The organism is uncultured Ligilactobacillus sp., from assembly GCF_948826705.1.
In the GTDB taxonomy this organism is placed as follows: Bacteria; Bacillota; Bacilli; order Lactobacillales; family Lactobacillaceae; genus Ligilactobacillus.
Genome location: NZ_CAQLEL010000063.1, coordinates 1 through 8222 on the forward strand (window position 1 = coordinate 1; position 8222 = coordinate 8222).

Here is an 8222-nt window from a genome sequence, read left to right on the forward strand (position 1 = left end):
CGCCATTTCCACTAATGTAAACGCTTTCATCTTAGTTTTTTTCATTTATACAGTCCCCCTAAACTTGAATATAGCGGTAATAATAACGCTAAGTATGTGCAAATGATCACTATTGCGATCACCATAAACAATAACGGTTGGACCCAAGCTAACAAATGATCTGATTTTTCTAATAATTTTTGGTAAGCTAGTTTGGAATAAGCCAACAGATCTTTACCGATCTCTTCTTTCGAACGACCTTTTTGAAAAAAAAGCGCTAATTCAGGTGGAATAAAAGGATAATGCCCCATGATCTGTGTCAATTTTTCTCCACGGGCTAACCGTTCTGAAAAAGCATGCCCCAAGTGATAAAGTAAACTTTTTTCTTCAAAGTGTTCTAATAATCCACAAATTTGTTGAAATTCCAATCCGCTTTCGATCAGTAGCCCCAAGTTAAATGTCAAATAATAACAATTATATTGACGATATAGGCTACCAACGATCGGTAAGCCACTATACCAACTGTGCCGACCTAAGATCGACTGCTTTTTCCACCAGTAAAAAAAGTGGATCATCCCTAAGCTTAATAAGCCCAATAAGACTAGGCCACCAAATTTAACAAAGATCAGATAGGAAAATGGATCTTTACCAGTCGTTGAGACTGAAAATTGTGCGATCTCAGGGGCCAACCATATCTTCAAAGCGATCATCAAAAATAATAATAATCCTAAAATGATCGCTGGATATAACAATAATGACTGTAACTTCTCACGTTGTTGCACACGTTTTTTTAGATACTTTCCTAACTGAAAAACACTTTGATCTACACTGCCATGTTTTTCAGCGATCACAAGTTGACAGTAAATATTAGTTGTCACCTTAGATCTTAATGCCTGACTGAAGCTTTGACCTGTTTCTAGCTCTGTGATCACCATTTCTAGTCCATTTTTGGGTAAAAACACCTTTAAACTCTGCAAGGCTTGTTTGAGCGAAAAACCTGCCATTAAAAGATCAGCTAATAGATCAAAAAAATTTGCTTGTTGTCGCAAAGTCCACTTAGCCATGTGCAAATTTTTTCGCTGTCGCAATAGCAATCTTTCCCTTAGTTGCATTTTGTTCAAGATAGCGCCCCCAATCTGCTGACATCCCACTATTTTCTTGCTTCACATTCGCACTAAAGAGCTCGGCTTGTTGGATGATATCAAATAAGACCGCTTGGCCCCTTGACTTTAGTGGCAACAAACGTTGATATGAGACCAGTTGCAAAACACTTTCCAATTCTGAGCGTGTGATCCCTAGATCGGCTAAGCGCTTGATGACACCATAAGCACTAGTCGCATGTAGTGTACTCAAAACTAGATGCCCACTTAAAGCAGCTGTCAGCACAGCCCGGGCAGTTTGCTGATCACGGATCTCACCTACGATAAAGATATCTGGATGGTGTCTTAAAGCAGCTTTGAGCAAGGTCGAATAATCCATTTGAGCTTTTGGATTTACTTGGACTTGCAAAAAACTATCCTCTCTGATCTCGATCGGATCTTCAATACACATTACCTGTTGTTGCTTTTGATTTTTAGCCAGTTGATACATTGCCGTAGTCTTACCCGACCCCATCGGGCCAGCAAAAATAACTAGTCCCCGTTTTTGACATGCTTGTTCTAAAATCGTCCATTGCTCTGGTACTAAATAGTGATATTTGACGCTTTTTAGTGGGTATATCAAGCGAATGACCATTGATTCACGACCTAAAAAATCACCAACTGTCGAAAAACGCAGGTACAGCTGCTGATCTTTGATCTTTTGTTGCCACGCACCTAACTGTGGCCTCCGACGCTCGCTTAACATCATATCCGCTTTAAACTTAAAAAAGGCCAGTAGCTTTTGAGCTTGTTCAAAGGTCAATTCACTTTGAACAAGATAACGATCACGGATAAAATACTTAACTTGATAACATGTTTTTGTCGGCAAAAGTAAAATATCTAAGGCCGATACAGCTACCGCATCCGTCAATAGTTTCGTTGCTAGTTCCATCCTTTATCCCTCCTTCACTTTATAAATACGCAAAACAGGGAAAAATATTTTTTGAATTTTGGGATAAAAAAAGATGACTGCCAAAACAGTCATCAAATGTCGTTATTATTAAAAATTCGCTTCACCTAAAGCGTTATTGACTTCATCCAATTGTGGGATCGATGGGATCGCCCCCAATTTTTGTACAGCCAAGGCTGAAGCCATGCTAGCAAAAACGATCGCTTCTTCGATGTTAGAGAGATCTTTGTTCAATTGTGAACTAAGCGCACCTAAGAAAGTATCTCCTGCTGCCGTCGTATCCAAAGTAGCGACTTTAAAAGCCTTGATAAAACCTTCAGCTGTGGTTGTTTTATAGTAAGCACCCTTACTTCCTAAAGTAATGATCGTATTTTTCACACCCATTTTGGCTAACTTAGCTGCAGCTTTATGCCAAGATTCTTCTGCATCGATCTTGATCTCAGTCAACAATTCTGTTTCAGTCTCATTTAATACGATCAGATCAACATTTTTAAGCAAAGCTTCCGGTACTCGTTTGGCTGGAGCAGGGTTCAAGATCGTTACGACATCATTTTCCTTAGCATATTTAAAAGCCGTGATCGAAGCTTCGATCGGTGTTTCAAACTGAGTGATCAAAAAATCTGCTGTCGTGATCTTTTCCTTGGCAGCTTCAATATCATTATCAGTTATCGCTTGATTAGCACCGCCTAAGACGAGAATACTATTTTCACCGTTTTCTTGTAATAAAATAAATGCTTGGCCAGTTTCTTCAGTTGCTAACGTCACACTAGTTGCATCGATCTTTGCATCTTCGAGGTAACCTTTCATCAGACGTCCCTGTTCGTCAGATCCTACTTTACCGATAAAGGCAGTTTGGGCACCAGAGCGAGCAGCAGCGATCGCTTGGTTAGCACCCTTGCCTCCTCCTGCAATTTTTTTAGCTGACATCGTCATTGTTTCACCGGGCAACGGCAGACGCTTGACTTGCATGATATTATCGACATTCAAGCTGCCTAAAACTGTTACTCTATTGACCATAGTTTCCTCCATAAGTTTTATTACTAGCATATCTTTTAACGTAATTTGAAAATTCAAATCTTTAAGTCACAGTCCATATTATAGCATAAATAGCACTAAAATACTTGGCATTCCTGGATTTTTATGTAAAATAAAAGGGTTGCAAAAACTGCAACCCACTGTTTAATTAGTCTTCATCTGGAAATTCAGCTGAAGTAAATACTTCAGACACATCATCTTCATCTTCAAGGCGATCGATCAAACGTTGTAATTGTTCGACCTTGTCTTCTGGAACTGGAACAGTATTTTGTGGTACCATCGTGATCTCAGCTGAATCTAAGTCATACTTAGCCTGTAAAGCATCACGTACATCTTCGAAGATCTTTGGTTCTGTATAGATCTCAAAAACTTCATCAGATGTTTGAAGATCTTCAGCACCTGCTTCGATCACATCTTCAAACATTTGATCTTCATCAACGTCTAGGTCTTCACGCACGATCGCAATGTAACCTTTACGATCAAACATGAAACTAACAGAACCTGTTTCACCTAAGTTACCGCCATTACGATTGAAGTCAGTCCGCACAGCTGAAGCAGTCCGGTTACGGTTATCTGTCAAAGCGTGAACTAAGATAGCCACCCCAGCTGGGCCATAGCCTTCATAAGTGATCTCTTCGTAGTTAGCACCATTTGCACCAGTAGCTTTATCAAGGGCACGTTTGATGTTATCTTTTGGCATGTTAGCAGCACGTGCTTTTTCCATTACAAGGCGCAATTGTGGGTTGGCGTCTGGGTCAGGACCGCCACTCTTTGCAGCCATGTATAGATCTCGCGAGATTTTTTGGAAAATTTTTCCACGTTTTGCATCTTGAGCATTTTTACGCCCTTGGATGTTATGCCATTTTGAATGTCCTGACATTTCTAATACCTCTTTCCGAAAAAGTAAAATTTAGCAATAAGCCGTGTATATTTTAACAAAAAATATTATTCGTTGCAAGATTCCCAACTATTTCGCCGTTTTTGCGATCTATATAGAAGTAACACTGCAAACATGACCCCTAATAATGCTCCGCATGAATCTAAGATCACATCTTGGATCAGTGGTGTCCGATCACCAGTAAACATTTGATGGAGCTCATCAGCTCCCGCATAAAGCGTCGCTAACGTCCAACTAACGATCGCTACGTATCCTAACTTAGGCCAATAGTGTGCAAGTCCTAAAGAGGTGAGTCCCCCTAATAAAAAATACGTCCCAAAATGAGCCCCTTTGCGGATAAAAAATTCCACAAATTTATAATAGCCAATATTTGCAATACTGATCTCTTTACCAGCATATCTGAATGAAATTTGGCTCAACCAGTTTTCTAATGGCTTTTGTGCTAGATGCTGCTCTAAAAATGGGACTGATGTTTGTTTAGTGTAGGGCATTGATGAACTGATAAACAAGATAAGTACAATGGTCCCTGCTCCAAATAAACATAAATTTTGCCAATTAAATACTTTGTTTGCTTTCATTTTTCTCCTTATGACCAAAAACGAGCAAGGGATCTCCCTGCTCGTTAGGTGTTTTATTTAGTTGAAGCGCGCTTGATGTAGCCGTATGGTAATTCGATCGTCTTTTCATCTGAAGACATATCTTCTTTATTCATCATCTTAGTCAAGAAGCGCATTGAAACGGCACCGATATCATACAATGGTTGGGTGATCGAGGAAAGCTGTGGTCGAACGATCTCAGTCAACTTGGAATTGTTGCTGGTAATGATCTCAAACTCAGTTGGTACTTTGACCCCTGCATCTTTAGCCCCATTCAAAACACCACAAGCTAATTCGTCATCCCCGACAAAAGCTGCTGTTGCCTTAGCAGATGCCAAGGCAGGCCATAAAACTTCACCTGCACGATAGCTATAGTCTGTTTCAAATACAAGCTCTGGATCATATTCGATGCCATGCTTAGCTAAAACGTTCTTGTAACCCTTCAAACGGTATTCACCGTTGATCGGATCACTCATCGGCCCTGTAATGAAAGCAACTCGCTTGTTACCATGATTGATCAGATCAGCTACAGCTTCTTCGACCGCAGCCACATAGTCAACATGGACACTTTCAACTTCATTTTTAGCATCAACTGAACCTGCTAAAACGATCGGTGTCTTAGAACGTGCAAATTGTGCACGTAACTCGTCTGTCAAATTATTGCCCATAAAGATGATCCCATCAACTTGTTTGGCCAATAAAGTATTTAAAACTTGTGCTTCCTTTTGAGGATTGCCATCTGAGTTAGCTAAAATAATGTTATATTTGTACATTGAAGCTACATCGTCGATCCCACGAGCTAAAGAAGAAAAATAGACGTTTGTCACATCAGGGATGATGACCCCGACTGTGGTAGTCTTTTTACTTGCCAAGCCACGAGCGACCGCATTTGGACGATAATCCAAACGATCGATAACTTCAAGCACTTTTTTACGTGTTGCGGGCTTAACATTTGGGTTACCATTAACGACCCGTGAGACAGTAGCCATTGAAACGGCAGCTTCACGTGCAACATCGTAGATTGTAATTGTTTGTTTTTCCATGGTTTTATCCTCTCACTAATTTTATTTTCAAAATCGTTTTCATTGCGACCCTATTTAATTTATCAAAGTTTTTAACCGATTGCAAGCGTTTCAAGAATTTGTAAGCTTCTTTTCATATATTTTCATTTTCAAAGATATCTAACCATCACTTACTACAAAAGTGTGTTATAATGTAGTCGCTTTAAAAACAATTAAAGGAAGTGCTTTTATGTCACATCTTAATACTGTCCAAACATGGTTAGCTGACAACAACTTAGATATTGCTTATATCAGTGATTGGAAAAACATCCAATATTTTACCGGCTTTGGTAGCGATCCGTTTGAACGGACACTAGCACTCTTTATCTTTCCAGATAAAGATCCTTTCCTATTCGCACCTGCACTTGAGGTCGAAGCGATCAAAAAAGCCGGCTGGAAATACCCTGTCTATGGCTACTTAGATCATGAAGATCCTTATGCTTTGATCAAAGAACATATCACAGAATTAGCATCACCTAAGCATTGGGCTTTGGAAAAAGATAACTTGACTGTGGTTCGTTTTGAAGCTCTCCGAAAATATTTCCCACAAGCCGAATTCTCCGGTGATCTCTCTCCTGTGATCGAACATGAAAAGCTTTTTAAGACACCAGACGAGATCGAACTATTAAAGACCGCGGGGAAATGGGCTGATGTTGCCTTTGAAGCTGGATTTAAGGCTCTTTCGACCAAGCGGACTGAACAAGACGTTGTAGCCGAGATCGAATATACGATGAAGCAAAATGGTATCATGCATATGAGTTTTGATACGATCGTTCAAAGTGGTGCCAATGCTGCTGACCCTCATGGGGCTCCAAAAGCTGATCTTATCAAGCCAAACGAACTTTGCTTGTTTGATCTAGGTGTTGATTACAAGGGCTATATGTCTGATGCTTCACGAACAGTTGCTTTTGGTAAAGTCAGCGATAAAGCAAAAGATATCTACCAAGTCTGCTTAGAAGCACAATTAGCCGCTCAAGCTGCCGCTAAACCTGGGATGCGTGCTTTTGAATTAGATAAGATCGCACGTGATATCATCACAAAAGCCGGTTATGGTGAATACTTCATCCACCGCCTAGGACATGGTATTGGTCAAAGTGACCATGAATTTCCATCTATCATGGAAGGAAATGAATTAGTCCTTGAACCTGGCATGTGCTTCTCGATCGAACCTGGGATCTATGTTCCTGGAGTTGCTGGAGTCCGGATCGAAGACTGTGTCTACTTGACTAAAGATGGTAATGAACCATTCACACATACGACCAAAGAACTTCAAATCATCCCTCTAGATTAGAGAATTAGAGTACAAAAATAGCGCTCCGATAATGAGAGCGCTATTTTTGTACTCTAATCATTGTGTGGATAAAATGTTTCAGTTGGTTTTTCGTAAGGTTGATCTTTCTTATCCTTAGCTTCACCAAAAGCCGAACGACCATCGATCACGATATCGTCATTCCAATCTTCAGAAGATTCATCTTCGGCTAGATCATCAAACTTATCCTTGGTGTTTTCCAACCGTTCCTTTAAATCAGAAGTTGCTTGTTTCAATGAAGCCAAAGCATCTTGAACAGCTTGTTCATTCTTGAATTCATCAGCTCGGCTGACAACTTTTTCTTTTAAGTCATCTACGCCATTTTCTTCCAAGAATTGTTGCAAGTATTGATTGTATTTCAATGCTTTTTCACGTCCATTCAAGACGGTCTCATCGACTTTCATCGCTAATTTATCTTTTTGGTCAGCGGTCAACTTCTTTGAAGCGACCAAAGCTGCACCTGCACCAGCTGCAAGCATTCCAAGACTAACTAACAATTTCTTACTCATAATACTCCACTCCTTAAAGTTTACTTACTTTGTTTTTGTTTGTGTCGTTGGTAAAACCCCAGCGCCATTTTACCAACACGCAATGCAGCACTTGTTTTAGCCGCACTTTCAGTTGAACGTACTACTTTATCAGCCATTGAACGACTTGCTACGTTCAAATCAGATACACTTTCACTTAGTTCAGCTGCGGTTTTAAACAAGGGATCTAATTCGCTTACTTTGTGGTTGACATCTTCCATCAAAATATTAGTCTTTACCAAAAGCTCATCCACATTGCCAGCAATACTGTTAGCGTCTTTGGTCAAGATCTGAATGCTGTTATTCATCTCTTTAACAGTCGTCACTAAATGCTTTAGCACTGTACAAATGAAAACAACTAAGATCAAAAATGCTAACGCTGCAATTAACCCAGCAATCTGTCCAAACGTTATTGTCATTTTATACCCTCCATTAAGTCTTCATTGTCTTTAGAATATCATTCAATCACAAAAACTGCAATTATTACGCAAAAAATATCGTTTGAAACCAAAAACTTCTTTCGCACTTTTCAAAAAAATTTGCTATCATTAGTACATAAATTCTGAACATAAAGGACGGATCTTATTTGTACCTATTAGCAACAACGGATAAGACGCTCTCATCTGACGTTTCAAAGCAAGTAGTCAAACAAACGGGCATCTTAGACAGTTACATAAAAAATATCAATTGGGATAACATTATCACTAAGATCATCATGGTGACTATCTCACTTATTTTGATCTCACTGCTTTTTTTGATCATTCATTC

At 39.6% G+C, this 8222-nt stretch carries 9 protein-coding genes and 1 pseudogene; 2 read left to right on the forward strand and 8 right to left on the reverse strand.

Annotated elements, in window-relative coordinates; genetic code table 11:
• Positions 1 to 41 precede the first annotated feature (41 nt).
• From comGB to ccpA, 6 genes are all read right to left on the reverse strand, one after another.
• Positions 42 to 1067 carry a competence type IV pilus assembly protein ComGB gene (gene comGB / locus Q9Q35_RS03490; protein ID WP_304652158.1) on the reverse strand — a complete coding sequence of 342 codons (1026 nt, stop codon included), beginning with the start codon at positions 1065 to 1067 and terminating at the stop codon, positions 42 to 44.
• Positions 1036 to 2010 carry a competence type IV pilus ATPase ComGA gene (gene comGA, locus Q9Q35_RS03495; RefSeq protein WP_304652159.1) on the reverse strand — a complete coding sequence of 325 codons (975 nt, stop codon included), beginning with the start codon at positions 2008 to 2010 and terminating at the stop codon, positions 1036 to 1038. Before comGA ends, comGB begins: the two co-directional genes overlap by 32 nt.
• A 108-nt stretch (positions 2011 to 2118) precedes the next feature.
• Positions 2119 to 3045, reverse strand: a complete 927-nt coding sequence (rbsK, locus tag Q9Q35_RS03500; RefSeq protein ID WP_304652160.1) for a ribokinase — start codon at positions 3043 to 3045, stop codon at positions 2119 to 2121.
• A 166-nt stretch (positions 3046 to 3211) separates the two neighbouring features.
• A complete protein-coding gene (locus Q9Q35_RS03505) occupies positions 3212 to 3943 on the reverse strand; it encodes a YebC/PmpR family DNA-binding transcriptional regulator (RefSeq protein ID WP_004051694.1) in 732 nt (243 codons plus the stop codon).
• 65 nt (positions 3944 to 4008) lie between these two features.
• A complete protein-coding gene (locus Q9Q35_RS03510; protein ID WP_304652161.1) occupies positions 4009 to 4539 on the reverse strand; it encodes a VanZ family protein in 531 nt (176 codons plus the stop codon).
• Between the two features lie 53 nt (positions 4540 to 4592).
• A complete protein-coding gene (gene ccpA / locus Q9Q35_RS03515) occupies positions 4593 to 5600 on the reverse strand; it encodes a catabolite control protein A (protein ID WP_304652162.1) in 1008 nt (335 codons plus the stop codon).
• Positions 5601 to 5808: 208 nt separating this feature from the next.
• Here ccpA and Q9Q35_RS03520 point away from each other — a divergent pair, with 208 nt between their 5' ends.
• Complete coding sequence (locus Q9Q35_RS03520; RefSeq protein ID WP_304652163.1) at positions 5809 to 6909, forward strand: Xaa-Pro peptidase family protein; 1101 nt, start codon at positions 5809 to 5811, stop codon at positions 6907 to 6909.
• 53 nt (positions 6910 to 6962) lie between these two features.
• Here the strand turns inward: Q9Q35_RS03520 and Q9Q35_RS03525 are convergent, their stop codons facing one another.
• Both Q9Q35_RS03525 and Q9Q35_RS03530 read right to left on the reverse strand, forming a co-directional pair.
• Complete coding sequence (locus Q9Q35_RS03525) at positions 6963 to 7436, reverse strand: hypothetical protein (protein ID WP_304652164.1); 474 nt, start codon at positions 7434 to 7436, stop codon at positions 6963 to 6965.
• Between the two features lie 20 nt (positions 7437 to 7456).
• Entirely contained in the window at positions 7457 to 7873 is a 417-nt protein-coding gene (locus Q9Q35_RS03530) for a DUF948 domain-containing protein (protein WP_304652165.1), read from the reverse strand.
• Between the two features lie 167 nt (positions 7874 to 8040).
• Here Q9Q35_RS03530 and Q9Q35_RS03535 point away from each other — a divergent pair.
• Positions 8041 to 8222: pseudogene (locus tag Q9Q35_RS03535) on the forward strand (mechanosensitive ion channel family protein); the annotation flags it as partial.

Bases quoted from the DNA above. Each gene is read 5' to 3' on its own strand.
- rbsK (WP_304652160.1), bottom strand. From the start codon at position 3,045: ATGGTCAATAGAGTAACAGTTTTAGGCAGCTTGAATGTCGATAATATC.
- comGA (WP_304652159.1), bottom strand. From the start codon at position 2,010: ATGGAACTAGCAACGAAACTATTGACGGATGCGGTAGCTGTATCGGCC.
- Q9Q35_RS03505 (WP_004051694.1), bottom strand. From the start codon at position 3,943: ATGTCAGGACATTCAAAATGGCATAACATCCAAGGGCGTAAAAATGCT.
- Q9Q35_RS03510 (WP_304652161.1), bottom strand. From the start codon at position 4,539: ATGAAAGCAAACAAAGTATTTAATTGGCAAAATTTATGTTTATTTGGA.
- Q9Q35_RS03525 (WP_304652164.1), bottom strand. From the start codon at position 7,436: ATGAGTAAGAAATTGTTAGTTAGTCTTGGAATGCTTGCAGCTGGTGCA.
- Q9Q35_RS03530 (WP_304652165.1), bottom strand. From the start codon at position 7,873: ATGACAATAACGTTTGGACAGATTGCTGGGTTAATTGCAGCGTTAGCA.
- Q9Q35_RS03520 (WP_304652163.1), top strand. From the start codon at position 5,809: ATGTCACATCTTAATACTGTCCAAACATGGTTAGCTGACAACAACTTA.
- ccpA (WP_304652162.1), bottom strand. From the start codon at position 5,600: ATGGAAAAACAAACAATTACAATCTACGATGTTGCACGTGAAGCTGCC.